Origin of the sequence: Haemophilus sp. HN_Hi16, assembly GCF_049823435.1 — a bacterium.
Lineage (GTDB): Bacteria > Pseudomonadota > Gammaproteobacteria > Enterobacterales > Pasteurellaceae > Haemophilus > Haemophilus influenzae_D.
This window is the reverse complement of sequence record NZ_CP187500.1, coordinates 292,674-318,223: the sequence shown is the minus strand read 5'-3', so window position 1 is coordinate 318,223 and position 25,550 is coordinate 292,674. Positions and strand designations below refer to the sequence as shown.

Sequence of the window (25,550 nt, the reverse complement as noted above, 5' to 3'; positions counted from 1 at the left end):
TATGTAGTAGCTGCATAAAAGATCGAAATTTAACTAGTGTTGCATAAGATACCCTTATTTTTATAAGGGTATCATTTTGTATATAGTTGTTTTTATGACTATTACAGATATCTTCTAAGCCTAAAATTAGTATCCCTTATTTTAGTAGATTTGAGCCCTAAGTCATAGAGCTCAAATTTTCTGTTGGGATAGATTTTTTACTCGTATAAGCGAATTACATCATTCCGCCCATTCCACCCATACCGCCCATTTCAGCAGCACCTAAATCGGCTTTATCATCTTTTGGAAGATCAGTTACCATACATTCAGTGGTAATCATTAAGCCTGCTACGGATGCCGCGAATTGCAATGCAGAACGAGTGACTTTAGTTGGATCTAAAATACCCATTTCGATCATATCGCCGTATTGTTCTGTACCTGCGTTATAACCAAAGTTTCCTTCGCCATTTTTAACCGCACTTGCCACAACAGATGCTTCTTCGCCTGAGTTAGTGACGATTTGACGTAGAGGTGCTTCCATCGCACGTAATGCAAGTTTGATACCCACATTTTGTTCTTCGTTGTCACCTTTTAGGCTTGCTGCAACTTTCGCTGCTGCGCGAACTAATGCAACGCCACCACCGGCAACGATACCTTCTTCAACCGCAGCACGAGTTGCATGTAATGCGTCATCTACACGGTCTTTTTTCTCTTTCATTTCAACTTCAGTTGCTGCGCCTACTTTGATTACTGCCACGCCGCCAGCTAATTTAGCAACGCGTTCTTGAAGTTTTTCTTTATCGTAGTCAGAAGTTGATTCTTCAATTTGTTGGCGAATTTGAGCCACACGACCTTTGATTTGAGATTCATCTCCGATACCATCAATAATGGTTGTGTTATCTTTATTGATTACAACACGTTTTGCTTGACCAAGATCTTCAAGTGTCGCTTTTTCAAGCTCCATACCGATTTCTTCAGAAATTACAGTACCTGAAGTTAAGATCGCAATATCTTGTAACATCGCTTTACGACGATCTCCAAAGCCTGGTGCTTTCACGGCTGCAACTTTTACGATACCGCGCATCGTGTTCACTACTAAGGTTGCAAGTGCTTCGCCTTCCACATCTTCAGCGATGATTAATAATGGTTTACCTGCTTTTGCAACACCTTCTAACACTGGAAGTAATTCACGAATGTTAGAGATTTTTTTATCTACAAGAAGAAGATATGGATTATCTAATTCAACCGTTGCTGTTTCTGGTTTGTTGATGAAATATGGAGAAAGGTAGCCACGATCGAATTGCATCCCTTCAACCACATCTAATTCATCTTCAAGACCCGTACCATCTTCAACGGTAATCACGCCTTCTTTGCCCACTTTTTCCATAGCTTGAGCAATTAATTGACCCACAATGCTGTCAGAGTTTGCAGAAATAGTCCCTACTTGTTCAATTTCTTTTGCTGTTTCACAAGGTTTAGATAAATTTTTAAGCTCAGAAACAACCGCACTTACTGCTTTATCAATACCACGTTTTAAATCCATTGGGTTCATGCCTGCCGCTACTGCTTTCAATCCCTCATTTACGATAGCTTGAGCAAGTACAGTTGCAGTGGTTGTACCATCGCCTGCTGCATCATTTGCTTTAGATGCTACTTCTTTTACCATTTGTGCGCCCATATTTTCGAATTTATCTTCTAATTCGATTTCACGAGCAACAGATACACCGTCTTTAGTGATAGTTGGTGCGCCAAATGATTTGTCTAAAATTACATTACGACCTTTAGGGCCAAGGGTTACTTTTACTGCATCTGCTAATACATTCACGCCTTTAAGCATTTTTACGCGTGCGTCATTACCAAATTTTACGTCTTTTGCTGCCATTTTCTTTTTCCTTATCTAATTATTCTACAATTGCTAAGATGTCGTTTTCAGAAATAATTAATACTTCTTCGCCATCGATTTTTTCGCTTTTCACGCCGTAACCGTCGTTGAAAATTACGGTATCGCCAACTTTAACATCTAAAGGTTGAACAGTGCCATTTTCTAAAATACGACCTTTACCCACTGCTAATACTTTCGCACGGGTTGATTTGGTCGCAGCTGATCCAGTTAATACGATACCGCCAGCTGAACGGGTTTCGACTTCTTCACGTTTAATAATTACACGATCGTGTAAAGGACGAATATTCATAATTAATTTCCTTCTTAAGAGTTTGTAAGTGCGGTCTTTATATAAGGAAGATTTTTTTTCTTTCAAGGGGAGTTACAAAAAATTCTGACAAAATATTTTTCCTATTTTAGATTTTTTTACGTAAAATTCGCTGATCTTCGCATAATAAATAAATTAAGGAATGACAATATGCACTTAACTTCCAGAGAACAAGAAAAGCTGATGCTTTTCCTCGCGGGCGAATTGGCGGCAAAACGCAAAGCACGTGGCGTTAAATTAAATTATCCAGAAACTGTTGCCTATATTGCGAGTCATTTACAAGAGGCGGCAAGAGATGGAATGAGTGTGGCTGAAGTCATGCAATATGGTTCAACACTTTTAACCGTTGATGATGTGATGGAAGGCGTCGCTGAGATGGTACACGAAGTGCAAATTGAAGCAACTTTCCCAGATGGCACAAAACTTGTTACCGTGCATAATCCAATCAGATAACCGTAGGGTGGGCTTTAGCCCACCAAAATAAAAATATCAATGGTGGGCTAAAGCCTACCCTACAAGGAACAAAGATATGATCCCAGGCGAATACCAATTAGCCGAAGGCGATATTCTCGCTAATGTCGGCAGAAAAACAGTGATAATTGAAGTAACCAACTCGGGTGATAGACCCATTCAGGTGGGTTCTCACTACCATTTTTTTGAAACTAATAATGCTCTTAAATTTGACCGTACTTTGGCACGCGGTATGCGTTTAAATGTGCCTTCTGGTAATGCGGTGCGTTTCGAACCGGGAGAAGCCAAAACCGTTGAGTTAGTGGCTTTTGGTGGTAACCAAATTATTTACGGTTTCCATAATCAAATTGATGGCAAATTATAAAGTAGGGCAAGATGGCATTAACAATTTCAAGAGCGCAATATGTAGCAACTTATGGCCCAACCGTTGGCGATAAAGTCCGTTTAGGCGATACCAATTTATGGGCAACTATTGAGCAAGATCTATTGACCAAAGGCGACGAGTGTAAATTTGGTGGCGGTAAAAGTGTACGCGATGGCATGGCTCAAAGTGGTACGGCAACTCGCGATAATCCAAATGTATTGGATTTTGTGATCACTAACGTGATGATCATTGATGCAAAATTAGGCATTATCAAAGCGGATATTGGGATTCGAGATGGTCGCATTGTGGGCATTGGTCAAGCAGGTAACCCAGATACGATGGATAATGTCACGCCAAATATGATTATCGGTGCTAGCACAGAAGTACATAACGGTGCACATTTAATTGCAACCGCTGGCGGTATTGATACACACATTCACTTTATTTGCCCTCAACAAGCACAGCATGCGATTGAAAGTGGCGTTACTACGTTAATTGGTGGCGGAACAGGCCCGGCTGACGGCACACACGCGACCACTTGCACACCAGGTGCGTGGTATATGGAGCGTATGTTCCAAGCGGCAGAAGCATTGCCTGTAAACGTAGGATTTTTTGGTAAAGGCAACTGTTCAACTTTAGATCCGCTACGCGAACAAATTGAAGCTGGCGCATTAGGTTTAAAAATCCACGAAGACTGGGGCGCAACGCCTGCAGTAATTGATTCGGCATTAAAAGTGGCAGATGAAATGGATATTCAAGTGGCAATCCACACCGACACTCTGAACGAAAGTGGCTTCTTAGAAGATACCATGAAAGCGATTGATGGACGTGTTATTCATACCTTCCACACGGAAGGAGCTGGTGGCGGTCATGCGCCAGATATCATTAAAGCAGCGATGTATCCAAACGTATTACCGGCTTCAACTAACCCAACTCGTCCGTTTACGAAAAACACTATCGATGAACATTTGGATATGTTGATGGTTTGCCATCATTTAGATAAACGCGTGCCAGAAGATGTAGCTTTTGCCGATAGCCGTATCCGTCCTGAAACTATTGCAGCAGAAGATATTTTGCATGATATGGGTGTTTTCTCGATTATGAGTTCAGACTCTCAAGCGATGGGGCGTATTGGCGAAGTCGTTATTCGTACATGGCAAACCGCAGATAAAATGAAAATGCAACGTGGCGAATTAGGCAATGAAGGAAACGATAACTTCCGTATTAAACGCTACATTGCGAAATATACCATCAATCCAGCGATTGCACACGGCATCTCGGATCATATTGGTTCATTAGAAGTGGGCAAAATTGCAGATATCGTGTTATGGAAACCGATGTTCTTTGGCGTAAAACCAGAAGTGATAATTAAAAAAGGTTTTATTAGCTACGCAAAAATGGGCGATCCAAATGCCTCTATTCCAACACCACAACCAGTGTTCTACCGTCCAATGTACGGTGCACAAGGCTTAGCAACGGCACAAACTGCAGTTTTCTTTGTTTCACAAGCCGCTGAAAAAGCAGATATTCGTGCTAAATTCGGTTTACACAAAGAAACTATTGCGGTGAAAGGCTGCCGTAGTGTGAGTAAAAAAGATCTTGTTCATAATGATGCAACACCTGAAATTACAGTGGATCCAGAACGCTATGAAGTGCGTGTAGATGGTGAACTAATTACCTGTGAACCTGTGGATACGGTGCCATTGGGGCAACGGTATTTTATGTTCTAAGTAAAAAGAGCGGTCAAAATTTAAGGAGAATTTACAATGAAACTTTGGTACTCCACTACCAGCCCGTATGTACGTAAAGTGCTGGTAACGTTGAAATATCAACAACTCTTAGACAAAACAGAACTGATTAAAATTGGTTCATCATTTGATGCAAGCTCTGCACATAATCAGGCAAATCCTCTGGGTAGAGTGCCAGCGTTAGAACGTAATTGTGGTAATTGGCTTTATGGCAGTTTGCTCATTTGCGAATATCTTGACCAAAAAGGCAATGTGGAGCCTAAACTCATTCCAGAAAGTGGCAAGCCACGCTGGGCAACGTTAGCGTTGCATAATTTAGCCGATGGCATTATGGAAAATACTGTGCTGATGATGGCTGAAAAAATGCTTCGCCCTGAAAGTGAATGGTGGACAGCTCGCCATCAACAACTAACCGAGCGAAATCGTCAAAGTTTTGTAAGACTTGAGCAAGATTTAAAACCGTTTGGCACTGAATTAAACATTGGTACGCTAACGACAGTCGCAGTCATTGATTGGTTCTTATTCAGAGCGGAAAAAATTGGATTAGATCTTGTAAAAGAATTTCCAAATTTAACCGCTTGGGCGGCTGAAATGAATGAAAAATATGAGGTTTTGTTTAGCACAAAACCACAGGCATAAGACGAAATATGAAAATCCTCAACCCCATTTTGCCCATTATGGATACCATTTTGGGCGATTTAACTAGCCTCCAAACTGAAGGACAAATTGCACATCAAACCATTGAACGCGTGTCATTGCAGTGGTATGAAAGCGAACGGAATATTTTGCGTAAAACTACAAATACGGGGCGTGAAGTGGCGTTTCGTTTGCTCAAAGAGGGGCAACGTTTAAAACACGATGATGTGGTGTTTATCAGTGATGAATTAGTGATTGCGATTGAAATTTTACCGAGTGACGTGATTGTGCTGTCGCCGAAAACCTTGCCTGAAATGGCTCGAGCTTGTTATGAAATTGGTAATAAACATTCGCCGCTGTTTTTAGATGGCGATGAAGTGACATTACCTTACGATAAGCCAATGTTTGAGTGGTTACAAGCGGCAGGATTTGAACCGAAAAAAGCAGAACGCCGTTTAAGCCAAGCGTTGAGGGCGAACTCTGCACAAGGTCACGGGTATTCACATAGTCATTCGCACGATCATCACGGTTATCATCATCACGGAGACGGCAATTGGCATCAACATTAAACCGGTCTTTAACGGATTTAGGTGCGTTGCTTCACTTGGTCGATCCCACCTTACCGATTGGCGGATTTAACCACTCTAATGGCTTGGAAACATTCGTCCAGCAACGTGTGGTAGAAAGCAAAGCGACCCTAGAAGAATATGTACAAACTCAGCTTTTACAAAACTGGATTTACAACGACGGGGCGTATCTTTCTCTTGCGTTTGATGCAATGAACGAGGGTAATTTTGACCGCTTGTGCGAACTGGATTGGCAACTTTCCGCCACTAAAGTGGCACGTGAAAGCCGCGAAGGGAATTTCAAACTCGGCGTACGATTGCTGAAAATTTTTATTCGCTACGAAACACATACGCTGCTTACGACTTACCAACAAGCGATTGTCGAAAAACGAGTACAGGGCTATTTTCCGATAGTGTTTGCAATGGTTGCTCAAGCCATGGGCTTAACCAAAGCCGATACGCTCTATGCGTTCTACTACAATGCAGCAGTTGGTGCGATCACTAACGGCGTGAAGCTAATTCCCCTCAGCCAAATGGATGGGCAAGATATTCTGTTTGACTTGCGAGGATCACTCGTGCAAGCGGTGGAATTAAGCCTTGAACCCGACGAAGAATGGCTTGGTGCGGCAACGCTGGCGAATGATATACGAGCAATGCAACACGAAGTGCTTTATACCAGATTATATATGTCATAACCTGTGATTGCTGTATTTTTATTTTTCAGGGGTAGGGTGGGCGTAAGCCCACGTGTTTATTTAACAATGAAAAGTGCGGTTAATTTTGACCGCATTTTTCCCTTTTTTCTAAAGAGCATTTTAGAAGGAAAATAAAAACTCAGAGTTAAATGCGTGGGCTTATGTCCACCTTACCGCTTGTAGTAAATAATCACAGTTGCTAGGTTAATTAAAGGAAAGAAAAATGCGTAATTACATCAAAATCGGCGTGGCAGGTCCTGTTGGTGCGGGCAAAACGGCGTTAATTGAAAAACTCACTCGTGAAATAGCGTCAAAATATAGTGTGGCAGTCATTACTAACGACATCTACACCCAAGAAGATGCGGAATTTTTAACGAAAAATAGTTTGCTTTCGCCTGAGCGAATTATGGGCGTGGAAACGGGCGGTTGTCCACATACGGCAATTCGTGAAGATGCCTCAATGAATTTGGAGGCAGTGGACGAAATGGTGGCTCGTTTCCCTGATGTGGAAATTGTATTTATTGAATCGGGCGGCGATAACCTCTCGGCGACTTTTAGCCCTGATTTGGCAGACGTGACGATTTTTGTGATCGACGTGGCACAAGGGGAAAAAATCCCTCGTAAAGGCGGGCCTGGTATCACTCGTTCAGATTTGTTAGTCATTAATAAAACTGATCTTGCTCCGTTTGTAGGGGCAGATTTAAGCGTGATGGAACGCGATGCCCGCCGTATGCGTAACGGTCAGCCGTTTATTTTCACTAATTTGATGAAAAAAGAAAATCTTGACGGCGTGATCGGTTGGATCGAAAAATATGCGTTGTTGAAGAATGTGGAAGAACCCGCATCTTTGGTTCGTTAATCGTAGGGGCAAATTACATTTGCCCAATTATTGGTGAAATATCGGGGCTAATGTAATTAGCCCCTACAAAATCTATGAACAGCAAATTATCCCTTTCCACCAAACTTTCCCAAAGTGGCAAAACCCAGCTTGCCGAATACTTTGCGACGCCACCTTTGAAAGTAATGACGTTATCTGCCTATGCGGATAAATGGGAAAATGGACTTAGTGCAATGCAAATGTCTTCTTCGCCAGGTTTATTAGCTGGGGATCGAGTTGATATTCAAATAACGCTCGAAAAATCTACCGCACTTTCTTTAAATACGCAGGCATTTACTCGGGTGCAGGCGATGAATGAGGGCGACAGTGCAGAGCAAATTACTCGTATTGCCCTTGCCGAAAACAGCCGTTTGTTCTATTTGCCGCATCCGTTGGTGTTACATAAAGATTCCGTTTTTAAGCAGCAAACACAGATTGAAATGGGAGAACAAAGCGAGCTGATTTATGGTGAAATCGTGGCGATTGGTCGGGTGTTGAATGATGAACGTTTTGCCTTTCGTCAGTTTTCCTCCCATTTGAAGATTTATGCTTTGCAAAACGATGACAAAAAACGACCGCTTGTCAGCGATTGTATTCAATGGTTGCCATCGAAAATGAACCTCACCGCCTTGAGCCAGATGGAAAATTACTCCCATCAAGGTTCGCTAATTTATTTGCATTTAGGGAAAAGTTCACTTGAAATTAAGCAACAAGTGCAAGCCTTGCAACAGCAGTTTATGGAAGAACAAGGTTTGTTGATAGGCATATCACAACTCAATGGATATGGCTTAATGGTGCGGGTACTCGGGTGCCGTGCAGAGCAAATTCAGAAATTGTTTGAGAAAATTGGTAAGCTCTTGAAATCTACATAAGATTGATGGATAGCTTATTTTTCCCTAAAAAAACTAATCCGAAAAATGAAAATATGTCTTGAGAGCATTTTTTGAAAATGTGATCTTCATCAAGTTTTTTCTTCTTGAAATTTCTATAATGACGATAAATTAACTAACCCAAAAAGGTAATTAAAATGACTCAATTTAGAAAAGAAGTAGATTTACTCGGCGAACGTGATGTGCCTACAGAAGCATATTGGGGAATTCATACATTAAGAGCGGTAGAAAATTTCAATATTTCTAACGTAACCATTTCTGACGTGCCTGAGTTTGTACGTGGTATGGTAATGGTAAAAAAAGCAACGGCTTTAGCCAATGGCGAATTAGGTGCAATTCCAAGTGATATTGCAAAAGCGATTGTAGCAGCTTGTGATGAAATCCTTACTACTGGAAAATGCTTAGATCAATTCCCATCAGATGTATATCAAGGTGGTGCAGGTACGTCTGTCAATATGAATACTAATGAAGTGGTTGCTAATCTTGCCCTTGAAAAAATTGGTCATAAGAAAGGCGAATATAACGTGATTAATCCGATGGATCACGTTAATGCAAGTCAATCAACCAATGATGCGTATCCTACAGGTTTTCGTATTGCGGTATACAATAGCATCTTAAAATTGATCGATAAAATTCAATATTTACAAGATGGTTTTGACAATAAAGCAAAAGAATTTGCGAATATCTTAAAAATGGGTCGTACTCAATTGCAAGATGCGGTGCCAATGACGGTTGGTCAAGAATTCAAAGCGTTTGCTGTATTACTTGAAGAAGAAGTGCGTAACTTAAAACGTACTGCAGGTTTATTACTTGAAGTAAACCTTGGTGCGACTGCTATTGGTACTGGTTTAAATACACCTCAAGGCTATACAGGATTAGTTGTAAAACATCTTGCTGAAGTAACTGGATTAGCTTGCGTACCTGCAGAAAATTTAATTGAAGCAACATCTGACTGTGGCGCTTATGTCATGGTTCACGGTGCATTAAAACGTACTGCAGTGAAACTTTCTAAAGTATGTAATGACTTGCGTTTACTTTCTTCTGGTCCACGTGCTGGTTTAAAAGAAATTAATCTTCCTGAATTACAAGCAGGTTCTTCTATTATGCCAGCAAAAGTAAACCCAGTTGTTCCAGAAGTGGTAAACCAAGTTTGCTTTAAAGTAATTGGTAACGATACCACTGTGACCTTCGCATCTGAAGCCGGTCAATTACAATTAAACGTAATGGAACCAGTGATTGGTCAAGCAATGTTTGAATCTATCGACATCTTAACCAATGCTTGTGTGAACTTACGCGATAAATGCGTGGATGGCATCACTGTAAACAAAGAAATTTGTGAAAACTATGTATTTAATTCAATCGGTATCGTGACTTACTTAAATCCATTTATCGGTCACCACAACGGCGACTTAGTGGGTAAAATCTGTGCTCAAACAGGTAAAGGCGTACGTGAAGTTGTGTTAGAAAAAGGTTTATTAACAGAAGAACAATTAGATGACATTCTTTCTGTAGAAAACTTAATGAATCCAACTTACAAAGCGAAATTAAATAAATAATTTACGTAAAAATACCAAAAAAATTTACCGCACTTTAATCTGTGCCTTAAAGCTGAATAAATAAATCAGCTAATTAGGGCGCAGATTTTTTTATGATTAAAATGTTTTAAGTAAAACATAAAAGGACTAAATTCTGTGGATGATAGAATTTAGTCCTTAAACAAATTTATCTGATTTTTAAGATTAGATCAGTTTCTCTCTATTCATCTAAAAAACTTCTCAGTGTTTCAGAACGGCTAGGATGACGTAATTTACGTAATGCTTTTGCTTCAATTTGACGAATACGTTCGCGTGTTACATCGAATTGTTTACCCACTTCTTCAAGTGTATGGTCGGTATTCATATCGATACCAAAACGCATACGTAATACTTTTGCTTCACGTGGTGTCAGACCTTCAAGCACTTCGTGAGTTGCAACTTTTAAACTTTGTGCTGTGGCAGAATCAAGAGGAAGTTCTAAGGTTGAATCTTCAATAAAATCCCCTAAATGTGAATCATCGTCATCGCCAATAGGGGTTTCCATAGAAATCGGCTCTTTTGCAATTTTCAGCACTTTACGGATTTTATCTTCTGGCATTCCCATACGTTCTGCCAATTCTTCTGGTGTTGCTTCACGTCCCATTTCTTGTAATAACTGGCGAGAAATACGATTAAGTTTATTGATCGTTTCAATCATATGCACAGGAATACGGATTGTACGCGCTTGATCCGCAATAGAGCGAGTGATTGCTTGACGAATCCACCAAGTTGCATAGGTAGAGAATTTGTAACCACGTCGATATTCAAATTTATCTACCGCTTTCATTAAACCGATATTCCCTTCTTGAATTAAATCTAAGAATTGTAAACCTCGATTTGTGTATTTTTTCGCGATAGAAATTACTAAACGTAAGTTAGCTTCAACCATTTCTTTTTTAGCCCGGCGTGCTTTTTGTTCGCCTCGTGCGACTGCATCGCAAATGTCACGCATTTGCGTAATGGTAAGTTTAGTATTTTCTTCTGTTATCGCTAGATTGTTTAAGGCTTCATAAATACGATCTTCATATTTAATTAAACGTTTAGCCCAAGGTTTGCTAGATTTTAACGCTTTTGTTACCCATTCACTGTTACTGCCATTAGTAGTAATAATTTTTTCAAAATCATCCTTTGGCATTCCTGCTATATCCACTAATATTTTTTGTAGCTGACGTTCTTCATAACGTACACGTTTCATCATTTCTTTCATTGATAGAACGAGTAAATCAAATTGTTTTGGCACTAAACGGAATTGTTTAAAAATTTCGCCAAGTAGTGCAATTTGATCTTGGGCGCGTTTTCCAGAGCGACCGTGTTTTTCAATAACAGCAAGGGTTTTAGAGTGCTGTTCTCTTAATTGCTGAAATTTTTCGCGAGCAACTTCAGGATCAATACTGTTATCAGAGTCGCTTGAATCTGATGTGGATTCTGATTCATTGTCTTCCACATCTGCATTACTCGATCCTTCTTCTTCATCATCTTCATCTTCATCTTCATCAGAAAAGTCTTCATCAAGTCCGTTGTGTTCTTCTATTTCGGCATTTGGATCAACAAAACCTGTAATTAAATCGGTCAAACGGAAATTACCTTTTTCTACATCATCATAGTTTTTTAGTAATCCATTTAATGCTTCAGGATAGGCTGCGATAGAGGTTTGAACTTCATCAATCCCTTCTTCAATACGTTTTGCAATGCTGATTTCATCTTCACGAGTAAGAAGATCAACTGTTCCCATTTCACGCATATACATACGGACAGGATCCGTTGTTCGACCGATTTCAGATTCTACATTAGAAAGAATTTGAGTTGCTTCTTCCACTGCATCTTCATCAGGGATGGTATCACTCAACATCATATCATCGCTTTCTGGTGCTTCATCTAACACAGGGATGCCTGCATCATTTTGCAACGTTTGTAGCAACTTGTCGTAATATTCAGGATCAATAGCATCTTCGGGCAATAAGTCATTGATTTCAGCAAAAGTTAAATACCCTTGTGTACGACCTAGCTCCATCAATTGCTCAATTTGTTCTGAATATTGTTCAGCCGTAGATTGTTGATTTTTTTCCATTTTTATACTCGTTTTGCTTGATGTGATTGAGAAGATAAGATTTTTTATGAACCTGAGATTCTACCATTGTTATAGCGGATTCACTAACTGTTTTTTCTGCTGTTCTTTACCAGCTAAAAGATGTACAAGTACCGTTTTTTCTTCATTAGTGAGACCCTCAGTTCGTTCTTTGGCAATAAGCATTTCAATATCGCGCTCAATAGCTTGAATATTTAAGCGACGGTAATTTTGTGAAAATGCGTTGATTATATCGGATTCGTCTAATAAATGATCCCAAGTTGCCAGTATTTCAAGGGGATTACTGTAAGATGTATTGCGGAAGTATTCCAAAATTTGCCCCGTAGTAATGCCCTCTCGTTGGCGACAAAGTGCGGTCAATTTTTCCAGAATTTCAAACCCTGCTTCCGCACGTAATGCTTGCACGCCGCTTTCAGACATACGTTTTACTAATTCAGGATTTTGCAGAAGCAATGAAATGACCATTCGCATTGGTGTCTTCTTGATCTTATTATTAGCGACTTTTTGTTGTGTATTGGCTTGTTCTAATTGTTTTGGAATAAGATTTTCCAGCTGAGTTTGATCAAAAATCCCAAGTTTTTGAGCAAGCATATTGCGTAGCGATAAGCGAAGCATTTCTCCAGGAATTTGGCGAATTAACGGCGCAGCTAGCGCAACTAATTTTCCGCGCCCTTCTTTAGTGGAAAAATCAACCTGAGGACTTAAATGTGCAAACATAAACTCGCTTAAAGATTGCGCACTTTCGATGTATTCTTCAAATTTTTCTTTGCCGTATTGACGAATGTAAGTATCAGGATCTTCTCCTTCTGGCAAGAAAATAAATTTGAGTTGTCTGCCATCTTCTAAATAAGGCAACGCATTTTCTAACGCTCGCCACGCTGCATCACGCCCAGCACGGTCGCCATCGTAACAACAAACCACTTGTTCGGTCGAACGAAAAATAAGTTGAATTTGTTCTGATGTCGTGGACGTACCTAAAGAAGCGACCGCATAATCCACGCCAAATTGTGCTAATGCCACCACATCCATATAACCTTCAACAACAAGTAATTGTTTTGGTTCATCGTTGGCTTGTAAGGCTTCATACAAACCATAAAGCTCGTTACCTTTATGATAAGTAATGGTTTCTGGCGAATTCAGATATTTTGGTTTTTCATCCGTTAATACTCGTCCACCAAAAGCCACTGTACGACCACGTTTATCGCGAATTGGAAACATGATGCGATTGCGGAATTTATCGTAAATATTGCCACGATCATTGCGAGAAAGCATGCCTAACTCAATGAGTTTTTGTTGTTCTTCACGATTAACGCCAAATTTACGCAGTACAGTATCCATTGCATTCGGCACAAACCCAATTTGAAAACGCTTAATAATTTCAGCTGAAAGCCCGCGTTGTTGTAAATATTCTTGTGCTTGAGTATTTAATGGTAATTGGTTTTGATAAAACTTGGCAATCTCTTGCATTAATTCATAGAGATTTCGTTTGGTTTGATAATTAGCTTGAGGTTTTCCGCTGTTATTAGCGCGTTTTTCGTAAGGTACTTCAAGCCCTGCCATAGCAGCAAGTTCTTCAATAGCTTCGACAAATTCAAGTTTGTCATAATCCATTAAAAAGGAAATGGCATTACCGTGTGCGCCACAGCCGAAGCAATGATAAAACTGTTTCTTTTGGCTAACTGTGAAGGATGGCGTTTTTTCGTGATGGAAAGGGCAACAGGCTTGATAATCGCGGCCAGCTTTTTTTAGTTTTACGCGCGTGTTAATCACATCGACAATATCGGATTTTGTTAGTAAATCATCAATAAAGGGGCGTGGAATAGGACCTTTCATTGTCGAGCCTCCGTGATCGTGGTGTGAAAGTGCGGTCGTTTTTGGCGTAGATTTTTGTTGTGCTTAAAGTAACAAAACCGTGAGTCCAAAGGATTCACGGTTTGTCTTAACTCGAGTCAGAAAATACTATAAATTAGTATAAACGGGTATTGCGCGCATTTTCGCGAGCGTTGCGTTTTGCGTGACGTTTTGCAAGGGTTGCATTTTCACGTTTACGAATTGTAGTTGGTTTTTCGTAAAATTCGCGAGCGCGTACTTCAGCTAAGATTCCCGCTTTTTCGCAAGAGCGTTTGAAACGACGTAAAGCTACGTCAAATGATTCGTTTTCACGTACTTTAATTACAGGCATAAGCCAATCACCTCAATGAGTTTAATTTAATTGCAATTTAAAATTTTATTTTTGCCAAAGCACCTGTGTGCAAATGACAGATTTAATAAAGGACGCAATTCTAATCTACTTTTAGGCAAAAAGTAAAGGATAGAATGCCAATTCACCTTAATATTTGTGGTTCAACTGGTTAAAACCGCTTAAACAGGGTAAAATCGCGCAACATTTTAGGTAATAAATGAAGAAAATCAATGAAAATATTAGGCATTGAAACTTCCTGTGATGAAACGGGCGTGGCGATTTATGATGAAGAAAAAGGGTTAATTGCTAATCAACTTTATACTCAAATTGCTTTGCACGCTGATTATGGTGGCGTTGTACCCGAATTGGCATCGCGCGATCATATTCGTAAAACAGCTCCTCTTATTAAAGCAGCGTTAGAAGAAGCTAAGATAACGGAGAGCGATATTGATGGTATTGCTTATACGAGTGGCCCAGGGCTTGTCGGCGCATTGCTTGTAGGCGCAACTATCGCACGTTCTTTAGCTTATGCGTGGAATGTCCCTGCGATTGGTGTTCATCATATGGAAGGGCATTTACTTGCGCCAATGCTTGATAAAAATTCGCCGCACTTTCCTTTTGTTGCTTTATTGGTATCGGGTGGTCATACTCAATTGGTACGTGTAGATGGCGTAGGAAAATATGAAGTGATTGGCGAATCCATTGATGATGCTGCAGGCGAAGCCTTTGATAAAACAGCAAAATTACTTGGACTAGATTATCCAGGTGGCGCAGCACTTTCTCGTTTAGCAGAAAAAGGTGCGCCAAATCGTTTCACATTTCCACGTCCAATGACAGATCGAGCAGGTCTTGATTTTAGTTTTTCTGGTTTAAAAACCTTTGCTGCGAATACGATTAATCAAGCGATTAAAAACGAGGGCAAACTGACAGAACAAATAAAAGCAGATATTGCTTATGCTTTCCAAGATGCAGTGGTGGATACCCTTGCCATTAAATGTAAACGTGCATTGAAAGAAACCGGCTATAAACGTTTAGTGATTGCGGGGGGAGTGAGTGCAAATAAAAAACTTCGTGAAACGCTTGCGCACTTAATGCAGAATTTAGGTGGTGAAGTGTTTTATCCTCAACCTCAATTTTGTACAGATAATGGCGCGATGATTGCTTACACAGGTTTTTTACGTTTAAAACAAGGTCAGCATAGCGATCTGGCTATTGATGTTAAGCCTCGTTGGGCAATGACGGAATTAGAAGCGATTTAATGTTTATGTTTTATCGTGGGTAGGTATACCCACAGCTAATTATAGTAATAAACTTATCTTTTGGAGAACAATCACTTTATCCCAAAGGGATAATACTGAAATGAACCTAGGGTATACCTACCCTAGGTATGAAGGAAAAAAATGGCAAAACTCTACTTTTATTACTCCACAATGAACGCTGGAAAATCAACGACGTTGCTACAATCTTCCTATAATTATCGTGAGCGTGATATGAATACATTAGTTTATACGGCTGCGATTGATGATCGTTTTGGCGTGGGGAAAGTCACATCGCGTATTGGTATTTCGCAAGATGCCTTTTTATTTCGCTCGGAAACCAATTTGTTTGATGAAATCAATGAACACATAAAAAAAGAAAAAGTACATTGCGTGCTGGTGGATGAAGCGCAATTTCTTAGCAAACAACAAGTTTACCAGTTGAGTGATGTTGTTGATAAATTCAAAATCCCTGTGCTTTGTTATGGCTTGCGAACAGATTTCCAAGCGGAACTTTTTGAAGGAAGTAAATATTTACTGGCTTGGGCGGATCAACTCGAAGAATTAAAAACAATTTGTTATTGTGGCCGCAAGGCTAACTTTGTTTTGCGTTTAAATGATCAGGGCGAAGTCATTAAAGAAGGCGCGCAAATTCAAATTGGGGGCAATGATTCTTACCTTTCTGTTTGCCGTTTACACTATAAAGAAAAGTGCGGACAGATTTAAATTAGTTTTTAAACACAACATTATAAGGACAATTTTATGCTAAAAAACAAAACTTTTGGGAGTGCGCTGATTATTGCAGGCACAACCATTGGTGCAGGTATGCTTGCTATGCCGCTTACATCAGCGGGTATGGGCTTTGGTTATACCGTGTTATTGCTCGTTGGCTTGTGGGCTTTGTTGGTTTACAGTGGATTGTTGTTTGTAGAAGTGTATCAAACAGCGGATCAGTTGGATGATGGTGTCGCCACGCTCGCTGAAAAATATTTTGGGGTTTCAGGACGGATTTTAGCAACGTTGAGTTTGTTAGTTTTACTTTATGCACTTTCAGCCGCTTATATTACGGGTGGTGGATCTTTACTTTCAGGCTTGCCAACGGCTTTTGGTATGGAAGCTATGTCGCTTAAAACTGCGATTGTTATCTTTACTGTGGTATTAGGTTCTTTTGTGGTTGTAGGAACGAAAGGCGTGGATGGCTTAACTCGCGTGTTATTTATTGGTAAGTTAATCGCTTTTGCTTTTGTGCTGTTTATGATGCTTCCAAAAGTAGCAACAGATAATTTAATGGCATTGCCTTTGGATTATGCTTTTGTAGTTTCTGCGGCACCAATATTTTTTACTTCTTTCGGTTTCCACGTCATTATGGCGAGTGTAAATAGCTACTTAGGTGGAAGTGTTGATAAATTTCGTCGTGCCATTTTGATTGGTACTGCGATTCCATTAGCTGCTTACCTTGTATGGCAGTTAGCAACCCACGGTGTATTAAGTCAAAGCGAGTTTGTGCGTATTTTACAAGCTGATCCAACGTTAAATGGTTTGATAAATGCAACACGTGAAATCACAGGTTCGCATTTTATGGGAGAGGTTGTGCGTGCGTTTTCATCACTTGCACTGATCACTTCTTTCTTAGGCGTAATGCTTGGTGTATTTGAGGGATTGGGGGATTTATTCAAGCGTTATCATTTGCCAAATAATCGCTTTGTATTAACCATTGCCGCATTTTTACCGCCACTTGTGTTTGCATTGTTTTATCCTGAAGGATTTATTACAGCATTAAGTTACGCAGGTTTATTGTGTGCGTTCTATTGCTTAATTTTACCAATTGGTTTGGCGTGGCGTACACGTATTGAAAATCCAACATTGCCATATCGTGTTGCTGGCGGCAATTTTGCTTTGGTTTTTGCGTTATTGATTGGCGTGGTGATTATGGTCATTCCATTTTTAATTCAATGGGGATATTTACCAGCCGTAGCGGGGTAATGTGAAGAAAAGTAACTCAATGTAGTTCTTTTTATAGATAAAAGTGCGGTGAAAAATTTCAGTTTTTTTGATAATAAAAATAAGCTCAAAATTAACCGCACTCTTTTCGAAGATGATAAGTCATATTTCAGTTGCTTTAAAAATTACAATTTATCTGAATGATGAATCATCACAAAGCGTTCCCAAAGCTGTTCTTCGGTTTCTTGATGTTCAGGATCGGGCTTAATGCAGTTAGTGATTGGGCAAACTTTTTGGCAGGTTGGCGTGTCGTAATGACCGACACATTCCGTGCAAAGTACAGGATCGATTACATAAATCTCATCGCCAATGGAAATGGCTTCGTTCGGGCATTCTGGTAAGCACATATCGCAGTTGGTACATTTGCTAGTGATGAGTAATGCCATTGTGATCCTTAATAGAAAATTGAAAGCGGCGAATTATAGCTGACAAAAACTTGATTGACAAAAACTAAACAAAATTTATGAAAAAACTTACTTCCATTCTTTCTCTTATTATCCTTGTTGTATTAGCAATTTGGCAATATTTTACTGATCCAACCAAAGCTAAACATCAATCGTCTTCTCCCGTAATCGAACAGGCTAAGCAAACAAAAGCACCTGAACCTAAATTAGAGCCTCAATTTGAGACAAAGCGGACAGATATTGAAAAAAGTGCGGTGAAAAAGCCAGATGTTTTTGCAAACTATGATGTGATTATGCACAATGATCGTATCGGGCAAAATGCGCAGGCACCAGTTGATTATTATATGTTGGCATTATCTTGGTCGCCCGGATTTTGTGATATTCAGCGTGAAAAATATGGCGATCAGTTGCCTGCATCTTCCCAATATCAATGTGGAAATAACCGCACTTTTGGTTGGGTTGTACATGGATTATGGCCCCAAAATGCAAATGCTCGCGTTGTTTCAGATCATCCTCGTTTTTGCAAAGGCGATTTACCTGCTTTGCCAAAAGGTTTATTAGCACAATATTTGGCAATTTCTCCGAGCGAGCAATTATTGCAAGGCGAATGGGAAAAACACGGTAGTTGCGCCTTTGATTCTGCCCAGCAATATTTTGCTAAGGAGCAGGAATTATTTAACGCATTAAAATTACCGAATCAAAAATTAAGTCAAAATGAACTTTTTCGTTGGATGAAGCAACATAATCCACAATTAAAAAATGCGTATTTGAGGGCAAGTCGAAATGAATTATTTATTTGTTATGATAAAAAATGGCAGGTAATGAATTGCCAAAGCAAATAAGAATTTCTTTGATCTAAATCGTTACAACCTAGCACGAAGTAGGTATAATACGAAAAGTTTTCAATTTTAATTTTAACTTAACAAGAGGATAGATTATGTCAGTAATCAAAATGACCGATTTAGATTTAGCGGGTAAACGTGTATTTATCCGTGCAGATCTTAATGTGCCAGTAAAAGATGGCAAAGTGACCTCAGATGCGCGTATTCGTGCGACCATTCCTACTTTAAAATTAGCCTTAGAAAAAGGCGCAAAAGTGATGGTAACTTCTCACTTAGGTCGTCCAACTGAAGGAGAATTCAAACCAGAAGATTCTTTACAGCCAGTTGTTGATTACTTAAAAAACGCAGGCTTCAATGTGCGTTTAGAACAAGATTATTTAAACGGCGTAGAGGTTAAAGAAGGCGAAATCGTTGTTTTAGAAAACGTACGCGTAAACAAAGGCGAAAAGAAAAACGATCCTGAATTAGGTAAAAAATATGCTGCACTTTGCGATGTATTTGTAATGGATGCCTTTGGTACGGCTCACCGTGCGCAGGCATCAACTTACGGCGTTGCAGAATTTGCACCAATCGCTTGTGCAGGCCCATTATTAGCTGCTGAATTAGATGCATTAGGTAAAGCATTAAAAGAACCTGCTCGTCCAATGGTGGCTATTGTTGGTGGTTCTAAAGTTTCAACTAAATTAGAAGTATTAAATTCTCTTTCAAAAATCGCTGACCAAATTATTGTGGGCGGTGGCATTGCGAATACTTTCATCGCGGCAGCGGGTCACAATGTAGGCAAATCTTTGTATGAAGCTGATTTAATCCCAGTTGCGAAAGAATTAGCAGAAAGCACTGATATTCCTGTGCCAGTTGATGTTCGTGTAGGTTTAGAGTTCTCTGAAACGGCAGCAGCAACAGAAAAAGCGGTAAATGAAGTGAAAGATGATGAATCTATTTTTGATATTGGCGATAAATCAGCAGAACAATTGGCTGAAATTATCAAAAATGCAAAAACTGTTTTATGGAATGGCCCAGTTGGCGTGTTTGAGTTCCCTAACTTCCGTAAAGGGACTGAAATTATTTCTCACGCCATTGCAAACAGCGATGCATTCTCTATCGCTGGTGGCGGAGATACCTTAGCAGCTATTGATTTATTCGGTATTGCTGACAAGATCTCTTACATTTCAACAGGTGGTGGTGCGTTCTTAGAATTTGTAGAAGGCAAAGTATTACCTGCAGTAGAAATTCTTGAAAAACGTGCGAAAAACTAACCGCACTTTTCCTCTATAACATATTGATGGTGGCATCAAAAATGCCATCATCAATATAAATTCTTCAAATTGCGGGCTTGTCTCGCTAAACATAAAAAAGGAAACACAAGTATGGCTAAATTATTAGATATCGTGAAACCTGGTGTTGTAACAGGCGAAGATGTGCAAAAAGTTTTTGCTTATGCAAAAGAGCATAACTTTGCTATTCCTGCGGTAAACTGTGTGGGTTCTGACTCTGTTAATGCTGTGTTAGAAACTGCTGCTCGCGTAAAAGCGCCAGTGATTATTCAATTCTCAAATGGTGGCGCAGCTTTCTATGCAGGTAAAGGTATCAAACCAACGAGTGGTACTCGTCCTGATGTACTTGGTGCAATCGCTGGTGCGAAACAAGTTCATACTTTAGCGAAAGAATACGGTGTGCCTGTTATTCTTCACACTGACCACGCAGCGAAAAAATTATTACCTTGGATCGACGGTTTATTAGATGCAGGCGAAAAACATTTTGCTGAAACGGGTCGCCCACTTTTCTCTTCACATATGATTGATTTATCAGAAGAACCAATGGAAGAAAATATGGCGATTTGCCGTGAATATCTTGCTCGTATGGATAAAATGGGTATGACCCTTGAAATCGAAATTGGCATTACTGGTGGCGAAGAAGACGGCGTAGATAATTCTGATGTTGATGAATCACGTTTATATACACAACCCTCTGACGTACTTTATGTTTATGACCAATTACACCCAGTAAGCCCTAACTTTACCGTTGCTGCAGCATTCGGTAACGTACACGGTGTTTACAAACCAGGTAACGTGAAATTAAAACCATCTATTTTAGGTGCATCACAAGAGTTCGTTGCGAAAGAACGTAATCTTCCTGCGAAACCAATTAACTTCGTCTTCCACGGTGGTTCTGGTTCTAGCCGCGAAGAAATCCGCGAAGCAATTGGCTACGGTGCAATCAAAATGAACATTGATACTGATACTCAATGGGCATCTTGGAATGGTATTTTGAACTTCTACAAAGCAAATGAAGCTTATCTTCAAGGTCAATTAGGTAACCCTGAAGGTCCAGATGCACCAAACAAAAAATATTACGACCCACGTGTTTGGTTACGTAAAATGGAAGAATCTATGTCTAAACGTTTAGAGCAATCTTTCGAAGACTTAAATTGTGTTGATGTTTTATAATCCACAAAAATAACATAAAATACGACCGCACTTTGAGTGCGGTTTTTTATTTTAGCGGAGAAATTATGGAAAAGATCTTAGTTATTCGTAACGATAAATTAGGCGATTTTATGCAAGCATGGCCTGCTTTTGCAATGTTGAAAGCCTCAAATCCAGAGCTAAAATTAACCGCACTTGTGCCGGGTTACACTGCACCTCTAGCGGAAGTTTGTCCATTTATTGATGATGTTATTATTGATAGCAAAAAAAATGATAAAACGGATTTCAAACGTCTTGTGCAGGAAATCAAAGTGCAGCAGTTTGATGGAATGATTAGTTTCTTTTCCAATACCCATAATGGAAAACTCGCTTGGAAAAGTGGGATTAAATATCGCCTTGCACCTGCGACTAAATGGGTTCAAATTCTTTATAATCATCGTCTAACACAACGCCGCTCTCGTTCTGAAAAATCAGAAGCTGAATACAATCAAGATTTAGTCCGCGCTTTTTTGCAAAAGCATAATATGCCAATTGTTGAACCTAAACCACCTTATTTAACTTTTGAGAACAGTGCGGTGGAAAATCAACGTGTTTTCTTGCAAGAGAGTTTAGGGCTTTTCGCAAATAAAAAATGGATCTTTGTGCATAGTGGTTCTGGTGGTTCAGCAACGAATCTTTCTTTAGCGCAATATGCAGATTTAATTAAAGGCTTATTGGCTGAATTTGATTGCGATGTTGTGCTGACAGCAGGGCCTGGCGAAAGTGAAAACGCCCATAAATTGGCAGCTCTTGTCAATGATTTACGCGTAGTTGTTTACGATAAGAATAAAGGTTTAGTGGATTTTGCCTATTCTTTGGCTTGTGCTGATTTATTTATTGCAGGTTCTACAGGCCCATTGCATTTAAGTAGTGCTTTTAATATTCCGACCATTGGGTTTTATCCAAATAGCCGTTCTTCTCAGCCGAGACGCTGGAAACCCATTAATGATATAGATAAGCATCTTGCTTTTTGCCCACCTGCGGGAAAAGAGACTCAAATGAATTTAGAGTTAATTTCAATAGACAATGCGTTAGCTGAAATATCACTTTTCATACGGAATATGTGGCAAACGAGCAATAATATTTAAGAAGAATTGAACAACGCCACCTATGCTGGTGGCGAAAAGGACAGTACCCAAGCCAACGACACCACCAAGTAAAAAACCAAGTAAACAAACTGATATTTCAAGGCTTGTGCGTACCACGTTGATTCTTAGATGAAAACGTTGGCAAATACCAACCATTAATCCGTCTCGAGGGCCTGCGCCTAAGTGACAAGTGAGATATAAGGCAGTTCCAAAACCATAGAGTAATATACCGATCAGACAGAAGATCATTCGTGAAAAAAGTGCGGTTGGCGGCATCAGTATTTTTGTTGTGATCCCTAGAAATAGAGCAATAATGATAATATTTAATAATGTCCCAAGCCCAAGGCGTAATTTGAGTGGTTTCCATACCAACATTACTGCACAACTAATTAAAAAAGATGACCAGCCAATGTCAAAATTTGTCTGTATTGCTATACCTTGTGAAAGTACAGTCCAAGGTGTCGATCCTAAACCTGATAATACAATAAGCCCATCTCCAATACCTAAAATAGAAAGAGCAAAAAGTAAGATTGAAATGGTTTTATATTGCACTGTCCATAATGATGTGGCAGCCCAAGATGTGTGGGGGATAACGCGTGCTTTTTTCTTCATATTTATTACCTTTTATATTCCGTTTTATCATAAAAGGAAAGACGCAAAAACAGAAATAATTTTGTCAGTTCATTTATATCAAAAACATATTATTTATTTTGAGTAACCGTTTGCATAATGTTTATTTTCTAAAACTGTGATCTTCCTCACGTTTTCAAAATTGTCTATTTTGTTACCATTGCGTACAATACAAAACCATTTTTAAAGGGGACGTTATGTTAGCTTCACTTCAAGATATTCTCGATACGGTTAAAGCCAATAATCTGACTTATCATCAAAAATTAATGACATTAGGCAATATTGCTGAGCGTTTATTTGATCCTCGCGATTTGCTTGGCTATACCGATGAAGAATGGGGCTTTTTACAGAATCAGATGATCTGTGATTTATGTGAAGGTTACGCGATTTATCGCCCTCGCTATATCCTGCCTGATTACAATGTATATATCCAAAAAGGCTGCGAATTTTTAGAGTTGCCGCCACCAAAAGATCTAGATGAAGCACTTGATGGATTATTGATTCTTTACTGCCACGTGCCATCCATTACGACTTATCCTGTTTATGTTGGTCGTCTTGATGTATTGCTCGAACCTTTCATTACTGATGAAGAAAAAGACTACATCAAAATTAAACGTTTCTTAAATCATATCGACAAAACTGTGCCTGATTCATTTTGTCATGCCAATATTGGGCCTTATGATACGAAAGCGGGTCGCTTGATTTTACGCGCGGTGATTGAGCTTGAAGCACCAACACCGAATATGACTATTCGTTATGACAAATCTAAAACGAGCCGTGAGTTTGTTGAACTTGCAGCAAAAGCCTGTTTGTTGGTTTCTAAACCATCTTTTGCAAACGATGCTTATTATATTTCCGATCTAGGCGAAGAATATGGCGTAGCAAGTTGCTATAACGCACTGCCTGAATGTGGCGGTGCTTATACATTAACGCGTTTACGTCTAGGGACAATTGCTCGCACCTGTAAAAGTGCGGATGAAATGGTAAACGAATTATTACCACGTGTGGCAAAATGTGCTCTTTCGACGATGGATAAACGCCATAAGTTTGTAGTGGAAGAAAGTAATTTCTTTAACAGTTCATTCCTCGAAAAAGAAGGCTTTATCAAACGCACTAATTTTACGGGAATGTTCGCAATTGTAGGCTTGGCTGATGCCACAAATCACTTATTGCAATGTGAAGGCTTAAATGAAACCTTTGGTAAGAGCGTTCGTGGCGATGAAATTGCCACAGCGATTATGGATAAATTGAAAGAAATTACTGATGCGCACGAAGGAGTTTATGCCGAACGCACTGGCAATCGTTATTTATTACACGCACAAGTGGGCGCAAGCAACCACGAAGAAGACAAACGCAACGCACCGGCTCATCGTATTCGTGTAGGCGAAGAACCGACTTTACTTGCGCATTTGAAACAGTCTGCACCGTTCCATAAATATTTCCCATCTGGTACAGGGGATTTATTCGCCTTTGATCAAACCTATGTAGATCACTGCGATGCGGTGGTAGATATTATTGATGGTGCATTTTCCTTAGGTTATCGCTACATTACCACCTATTTGAAAAATACAGATTTAATTCGTGTTACAGGTTATTTAGTGAAAAAAAGCGAAGTTGAAAAATATCGCAAAGGCGAAGTTGCATTACGTGATACAACCTGGTATGGCTCGGGTACGGATGAATGTGCCAACGTGTTTGATCGCCAATTACGCGATGAAAAAGATGTCACTGCTGAAAAATAATTGAAAAAATGACCGCACTTTCTGAGATTTTTGTGCCGTTGCATCGGATTATTCCGTTTTCAAATGTAGAAGGGCAAGGCAATCGTACCAGTATTTTTTTACAAGGCTGTAAACTAAATTGCTTGTATTGCCATAATCCAGAAACCATTCCACGTTATACGGAAAGTGCAAAATTAGTCAGTTTACAGTACTTATATGATCAAGTGATGGAAGCTACTCCCTTTATTCGAGGTGTAACGGTTTCTGGTGGAGAACCCACTATTCATCACAAAAAACTTGTGCCACTCTTTAAGGCTTTACGTTCAAAAGGATTGACTTGTTATTTGGATAGTAGTGGCTTTTTTGAATTTGATCGCATTCGTTCGTTAATTGATGTTACTGACAAATTTTTATTCGATCTGAAAGGAGAGGGGGTTGGCTTGCAAACACTTTGTTTCGATCGGAAAAATCAAGCAGGAATCGTACCACAGCAAGTGATGCCAGAACGTTTACATATAAAAAACGACAAACTGGAGCGGAATTTGCAAAATTTAGCTACCTTATTGCCATTAAATAAAGTGGAAGAAGTGCGGTTGGTTTTTTTAAAGCATTTTTTTGATGCGGAACATTTAGTGAGCAAAGCTGCTCAACTACTACGAAATTATCCAGACGTGGCATTAAAAATTATCCGTGTGCATAGTAAAGGTGCGCGTGATGAATCAGGGTTATCAGCATATATTCCAAGTGTGGAAGAAACTAATGCCCTAGCTGCTTATGCACGTCAATGTGGAATTAACAAGGTTTTGACTATTTTATAGACGTTTACAAAAAGTGCGGTGAAAATTCGCCGACTTTTCATAAGAAA

Annotated in this window: 25 protein-coding genes; 18 read left to right on the top strand and 7 right to left on the bottom strand. The window is 39.6% G+C overall.

Features of this window, described 5'->3' with window-relative positions:
• Positions 1-214: 214 nt before the first annotated feature.
• Both groL and ACPT9C_RS01545 read right to left on the bottom strand, forming a co-directional pair.
• Entirely contained in the window at positions 215-1,861 is a 1,647-nt protein-coding gene (groL, locus tag ACPT9C_RS01550; RefSeq protein WP_118879812.1) for a chaperonin GroEL, read from the bottom strand.
• 19 nt (positions 1,862-1,880) lie between these two features.
• Complete coding sequence (locus ACPT9C_RS01545) at positions 1,881-2,171, bottom strand: co-chaperone GroES (protein WP_005629492.1); 291 nt, start codon at positions 2,169-2,171, stop codon at positions 1,881-1,883.
• A 168-nt stretch (positions 2,172-2,339) separates the two neighbouring features.
• On the opposite strand from ACPT9C_RS01545, the gene ureA reads away from it, so the two are divergent.
• The 9 genes from ureA to aspA all read left to right on the top strand — a co-directional run bounded on the left by ureA (position 2,340) and on the right by aspA (position 9,992).
• Positions 2,340-2,642, top strand: coding sequence for an urease subunit gamma (ureA, locus tag ACPT9C_RS01540; protein WP_021034590.1), 303 nt, complete (start codon positions 2,340-2,342; stop codon positions 2,640-2,642).
• Between the two features lie 76 nt (positions 2,643-2,718).
• Positions 2,719-3,024 carry an urease subunit beta gene (ureB, locus tag ACPT9C_RS01535; protein ID WP_050948947.1) on the top strand — a complete coding sequence of 102 codons (306 nt, stop codon included), beginning with the start codon at positions 2,719-2,721 and terminating at the stop codon, positions 3,022-3,024.
• An 11-nt stretch (positions 3,025-3,035) separates the two neighbouring features.
• Positions 3,036-4,754 carry an urease subunit alpha gene (gene ureC / locus ACPT9C_RS01530; protein WP_118879811.1) on the top strand — a complete coding sequence of 573 codons (1,719 nt, stop codon included), beginning with the start codon at positions 3,036-3,038 and terminating at the stop codon, positions 4,752-4,754.
• A 36-nt stretch (positions 4,755-4,790) separates the two neighbouring features.
• The gene (locus ACPT9C_RS01525) at positions 4,791-5,411 is read left to right on the top strand and encodes a glutathione S-transferase (RefSeq protein WP_425627473.1); all 621 of its coding nucleotides are present in this window, start codon (positions 4,791-4,793) and stop codon (positions 5,409-5,411) included.
• Between the two features lie 8 nt (positions 5,412-5,419).
• Entirely contained in the window at positions 5,420-5,977 is a 558-nt protein-coding gene (gene ureE / locus ACPT9C_RS01520) for an urease accessory protein UreE (RefSeq protein WP_050948944.1), read from the top strand.
• A complete protein-coding gene (locus ACPT9C_RS01515) occupies positions 5,962-6,669 on the top strand; it encodes an urease accessory protein UreF (RefSeq protein WP_050948943.1) in 708 nt (235 codons plus the stop codon). Before ureE ends, ACPT9C_RS01515 begins: the two co-directional genes overlap by 16 nt.
• A 223-nt stretch (positions 6,670-6,892) precedes the next feature.
• Entirely contained in the window at positions 6,893-7,528 is a 636-nt protein-coding gene (gene ureG / locus ACPT9C_RS01510) for an urease accessory protein UreG (protein ID WP_005657985.1), read from the top strand.
• Positions 7,529-7,602: 74 nt separating this feature from the next.
• Entirely contained in the window at positions 7,603-8,418 is an 816-nt protein-coding gene (locus tag ACPT9C_RS01505; RefSeq protein ID WP_050948942.1) for an urease accessory protein UreD, read from the top strand.
• A 155-nt stretch (positions 8,419-8,573) separates the two neighbouring features.
• Positions 8,574-9,992, top strand: a complete 1,419-nt coding sequence (gene aspA, locus ACPT9C_RS01500) for an aspartate ammonia-lyase (protein WP_118879810.1) — start codon at positions 8,574-8,576, stop codon at positions 9,990-9,992.
• Between the two features lie 199 nt (positions 9,993-10,191).
• Here the strand turns inward: aspA and rpoD are convergent, their stop codons facing one another.
• From rpoD to rpsU, 3 genes are all read right to left on the bottom strand, one after another.
• Positions 10,192-12,078 (bottom strand): RNA polymerase sigma factor RpoD, encoded by a 1,887-nt coding sequence (gene rpoD / locus ACPT9C_RS01495; protein ID WP_005657994.1) that lies wholly within the window; start codon positions 12,076-12,078, stop codon positions 10,192-10,194.
• Positions 12,079-12,147: 69 nt separating this feature from the next.
• Entirely contained in the window at positions 12,148-13,929 is a 1,782-nt protein-coding gene (gene dnaG, locus ACPT9C_RS01490; protein ID WP_048946811.1) for a DNA primase, read from the bottom strand.
• 133 nt (positions 13,930-14,062) lie between these two features.
• The gene (gene rpsU / locus ACPT9C_RS01485) at positions 14,063-14,278 is read right to left on the bottom strand and encodes a 30S ribosomal protein S21 (RefSeq protein WP_005627632.1); all 216 of its coding nucleotides are present in this window, start codon (positions 14,276-14,278) and stop codon (positions 14,063-14,065) included.
• 230 nt (positions 14,279-14,508) lie between these two features.
• Between rpsU and tsaD the strand changes: the two genes are divergently transcribed.
• From tsaD to ACPT9C_RS01470, 3 genes are all read left to right on the top strand, one after another.
• Positions 14,509-15,537, top strand: coding sequence for a tRNA (adenosine(37)-N6)-threonylcarbamoyltransferase complex transferase subunit TsaD (gene tsaD, locus ACPT9C_RS01480; protein WP_050948938.1), 1,029 nt, complete (start codon positions 14,509-14,511; stop codon positions 15,535-15,537).
• Positions 15,538-15,678: 141 nt separating this feature from the next.
• On the top strand, positions 15,679-16,260 hold the full coding sequence (locus ACPT9C_RS01475) for a thymidine kinase (RefSeq protein WP_041175263.1): 582 nt from the start codon (positions 15,679-15,681) through the stop codon (positions 16,258-16,260).
• Between the two features lie 36 nt (positions 16,261-16,296).
• The gene (locus ACPT9C_RS01470) at positions 16,297-17,517 is read left to right on the top strand and encodes an aromatic amino acid transport family protein (RefSeq protein WP_042593297.1); all 1,221 of its coding nucleotides are present in this window, start codon (positions 16,297-16,299) and stop codon (positions 17,515-17,517) included.
• A gap of 143 nt (positions 17,518-17,660) precedes the next feature.
• Here the strand turns inward: ACPT9C_RS01470 and ACPT9C_RS01465 are convergent, their stop codons facing one another.
• Positions 17,661-17,921, bottom strand: coding sequence for a YfhL family 4Fe-4S dicluster ferredoxin (locus ACPT9C_RS01465; RefSeq protein WP_005627640.1), 261 nt, complete (start codon positions 17,919-17,921; stop codon positions 17,661-17,663).
• Between the two features lie 77 nt (positions 17,922-17,998).
• On the opposite strand from ACPT9C_RS01465, the gene ACPT9C_RS01460 reads away from it, so the two are divergent.
• From ACPT9C_RS01460 to ACPT9C_RS01445, 4 genes are all read left to right on the top strand, one after another.
• Positions 17,999-18,781, top strand: coding sequence for a ribonuclease T2 family protein (locus tag ACPT9C_RS01460; protein WP_042593298.1), 783 nt, complete (start codon positions 17,999-18,001; stop codon positions 18,779-18,781).
• Between the two features lie 95 nt (positions 18,782-18,876).
• Positions 18,877-20,037, top strand: a complete 1,161-nt coding sequence (pgk, locus tag ACPT9C_RS01455; RefSeq protein WP_021034605.1) for a phosphoglycerate kinase — start codon at positions 18,877-18,879, stop codon at positions 20,035-20,037.
• Positions 20,038-20,148: 111 nt separating this feature from the next.
• The gene (gene fbaA / locus ACPT9C_RS01450; RefSeq protein WP_038439435.1) at positions 20,149-21,228 is read left to right on the top strand and encodes a class II fructose-bisphosphate aldolase; all 1,080 of its coding nucleotides are present in this window, start codon (positions 20,149-20,151) and stop codon (positions 21,226-21,228) included.
• Between the two features lie 65 nt (positions 21,229-21,293).
• A complete protein-coding gene (locus tag ACPT9C_RS01445) occupies positions 21,294-22,334 on the top strand; it encodes a glycosyltransferase family 9 protein (RefSeq protein ID WP_423717222.1) in 1,041 nt (346 codons plus the stop codon).
• Here the strand turns inward: ACPT9C_RS01445 and ACPT9C_RS01440 are convergent.
• Entirely contained in the window at positions 22,290-22,946 is a 657-nt protein-coding gene (locus ACPT9C_RS01440) for a YczE/YyaS/YitT family protein (RefSeq protein ID WP_050948935.1), read from the bottom strand. The two genes, ACPT9C_RS01445 and ACPT9C_RS01440, sit on opposite strands and share 45 nt — an antisense overlap.
• Before the next feature lie 215 nt (positions 22,947-23,161).
• Here ACPT9C_RS01440 and ACPT9C_RS01435 point away from each other — a divergent pair, with 215 nt between their 5' ends.
• Both ACPT9C_RS01435 and ACPT9C_RS01430 read left to right on the top strand, forming a co-directional pair.
• Positions 23,162-24,706 (top strand): YjjI family glycine radical enzyme, encoded by a 1,545-nt coding sequence (locus ACPT9C_RS01435; RefSeq protein WP_118879809.1) that lies wholly within the window; start codon positions 23,162-23,164, stop codon positions 24,704-24,706.
• 8 nt (positions 24,707-24,714) lie between these two features.
• A complete protein-coding gene (locus ACPT9C_RS01430) occupies positions 24,715-25,503 on the top strand; it encodes a 4Fe-4S cluster-binding domain-containing protein (RefSeq protein ID WP_005651970.1) in 789 nt (262 codons plus the stop codon).
• Positions 25,504-25,550 lie beyond the last annotated feature (47 nt).

Coding starts and splice junctions, on each gene's coding strand:
- groL (WP_118879812.1), bottom strand. CDS start 1,861: ATGGCAGCAAAAGACGTAAAATTTGGTAATGACGCACGCGTAAAAATG.
- ACPT9C_RS01545 (WP_005629492.1), bottom strand. CDS start 2,171: ATGAATATTCGTCCTTTACACGATCGTGTAATTATTAAACGTGAAGAA.
- ureA (WP_021034590.1), top strand. CDS start 2,340: ATGCACTTAACTTCCAGAGAACAAGAAAAGCTGATGCTTTTCCTCGCG.
- ureB (WP_050948947.1), top strand. CDS start 2,719: ATGATCCCAGGCGAATACCAATTAGCCGAAGGCGATATTCTCGCTAAT.
- ureC (WP_118879811.1), top strand. CDS start 3,036: ATGGCATTAACAATTTCAAGAGCGCAATATGTAGCAACTTATGGCCCA.
- ACPT9C_RS01525 (WP_425627473.1), top strand. CDS start 4,791: ATGAAACTTTGGTACTCCACTACCAGCCCGTATGTACGTAAAGTGCTG.
- ureE (WP_050948944.1), top strand. CDS start 5,420: ATGAAAATCCTCAACCCCATTTTGCCCATTATGGATACCATTTTGGGC.
- ureG (WP_005657985.1), top strand. CDS start 6,893: ATGCGTAATTACATCAAAATCGGCGTGGCAGGTCCTGTTGGTGCGGGC.
- ACPT9C_RS01505 (WP_050948942.1), top strand. CDS start 7,603: ATGAACAGCAAATTATCCCTTTCCACCAAACTTTCCCAAAGTGGCAAA.
- aspA (WP_118879810.1), top strand. CDS start 8,574: ATGACTCAATTTAGAAAAGAAGTAGATTTACTCGGCGAACGTGATGTG.
- rpoD (WP_005657994.1), bottom strand. CDS start 12,078: ATGGAAAAAAATCAACAATCTACGGCTGAACAATATTCAGAACAAATT.
- dnaG (WP_048946811.1), bottom strand. CDS start 13,929: ATGAAAGGTCCTATTCCACGCCCCTTTATTGATGATTTACTAACAAAA.
- rpsU (WP_005627632.1), bottom strand. CDS start 14,278: ATGCCTGTAATTAAAGTACGTGAAAACGAATCATTTGACGTAGCTTTA.
- tsaD (WP_050948938.1), top strand. CDS start 14,509: ATGAAAATATTAGGCATTGAAACTTCCTGTGATGAAACGGGCGTGGCG.
- ACPT9C_RS01475 (WP_041175263.1), top strand. CDS start 15,679: ATGGCAAAACTCTACTTTTATTACTCCACAATGAACGCTGGAAAATCA.
- ACPT9C_RS01470 (WP_042593297.1), top strand. CDS start 16,297: ATGCTAAAAAACAAAACTTTTGGGAGTGCGCTGATTATTGCAGGCACA.
- ACPT9C_RS01465 (WP_005627640.1), bottom strand. CDS start 17,921: ATGGCATTACTCATCACTAGCAAATGTACCAACTGCGATATGTGCTTA.
- ACPT9C_RS01460 (WP_042593298.1), top strand. CDS start 17,999: ATGAAAAAACTTACTTCCATTCTTTCTCTTATTATCCTTGTTGTATTA.
- pgk (WP_021034605.1), top strand. CDS start 18,877: ATGTCAGTAATCAAAATGACCGATTTAGATTTAGCGGGTAAACGTGTA.
- fbaA (WP_038439435.1), top strand. CDS start 20,149: ATGGCTAAATTATTAGATATCGTGAAACCTGGTGTTGTAACAGGCGAA.
- ACPT9C_RS01445 (WP_423717222.1), top strand. CDS start 21,294: ATGGAAAAGATCTTAGTTATTCGTAACGATAAATTAGGCGATTTTATG.
- ACPT9C_RS01440 (WP_050948935.1), bottom strand. CDS start 22,946: ATGAAGAAAAAAGCACGCGTTATCCCCCACACATCTTGGGCTGCCACA.
- ACPT9C_RS01435 (WP_118879809.1), top strand. CDS start 23,162: ATGTTAGCTTCACTTCAAGATATTCTCGATACGGTTAAAGCCAATAAT.
- ACPT9C_RS01430 (WP_005651970.1), top strand. CDS start 24,715: ATGACCGCACTTTCTGAGATTTTTGTGCCGTTGCATCGGATTATTCCG.